The 1,324-nt window shown below is 58.6% G+C and carries 1 protein-coding gene; it reads left to right on the forward strand.

All coding sequences use genetic code 11. The features are described from left to right. Positions 1–66 precede the first annotated feature (66 nt). Positions 67–1,324, forward strand: a 1,258-nt coding sequence (locus E4K65_RS46645; protein WP_135179756.1) for an IS1182 family transposase, incomplete at its 3' end; no start/stop codon positions are given.

Consider the following 1,324-nt stretch of genomic DNA (forward strand, 5'->3'; position numbering starts at 1 on the left):
GACCCTGGCTGTGTGAAAACGCTGCTGCTTTGCTATGATTCTCTGGTGATTCTGCGGGGGAAGCTGATGAGGCGCTTCGTTGAGCAGGCCGATCGTGGGCAATGGACATTATTGCCCGAATGCCTCGATGATTTCATTGACGAGAGCAACCCTGTTCGAGTGATCGACGTGTTTGTCGATGCGCTTGATTTGGCTGAGATGGGCTTTGAGGGAGCGGAGCCGGCCGCAACGGGACGGCCGTCGTATCACCCCTCGGTTCTCCTGAAGCTCTACATTTATGGCTATCTGAACCGGGTGCAATCGAGCCGACGGCTCGAACGAGAAGCCGGCCGCAATGTTGAGGTGATGTGGCTGCTGGGTCGGCTCGCTCCCGATCACAAGACGATTGCCGACTTCCGCAAGGACAGCGGCCTGGCACTCCGCAAGGTATGTGCGCGCTTCGTTGAACTCTGCCGAGAGATGGGTTTACTGGCGACGGCGAGCGTTGCGATCGATGGCAGCAAGTTCAAAGCCGTGAACAACCGGGACAAGAACTTCACACGGGCCAAGGTCGAACGGCGTCGTGCTCAGCTGGAGGAGAGCGTCGCGCGGTATCTGAGCCAGCTTGACACGGCTGACCGACACGAGCCGACCGAAGCGCTGGCCGCGAAGGTGACGAGGCTTAATGAGAAGCTCACAAAACTGAAGGACGAAATGGGCAAGCTTGCTACTTACGAGAAGCAGATGCTGGCTTCGCCCGACCAGCAAATCTCTCTGACTGATCCCGATAGCCGCTCGATGGCAACCAGCGGCCGCGGGTCCGGCGTTGTCGGATACAACGTGCAAGTCGCCGTGGATACCGAGCACCATCTGATTGTCACGCATGAGGTAACGAACAGCGGCTCGGATCGGGCTCAGCTTGCCAATATGGCCAGACAGGCGAAGGCTGTTCTAAAGACCGAGACGCTCGAGGCCGTTGCCGATCGCGGCTACTTCAGCAGCTCCGAAATCCTCGCTTGCCACGAGGCCGACATCACGGTGACGCTGCCCAAGCCGATGACTTCTAGCGCCAAGTCGGAAGGGCGCTTCGGCAAGCAGGACTTTGTCTATTTACCGGAGAAAGACGCCTATCGCTGTCCGGCTGGGGAGCAACTGCCATATCGCTTTACTGGCGAGGAAGATGGCAAGCGGGTAAGGCGCTACTGGACCACAGCCTGTCAAAATTGTTTGCTCAAATCTCAGTGCACGACAGGGCCGGAGCGGCGGATTCCCCGATGGGAGCATGAGCATCTGCTCGATGCTGTGCAGCAGCGCCTTGATGCGAACCCGATGGCTATGCGTCAAC

This window comes from Bradyrhizobium niftali, from assembly GCF_004571025.1.
Taxonomy (GTDB): domain Bacteria; phylum Pseudomonadota; class Alphaproteobacteria; order Rhizobiales; family Xanthobacteraceae; genus Bradyrhizobium; species Bradyrhizobium niftali.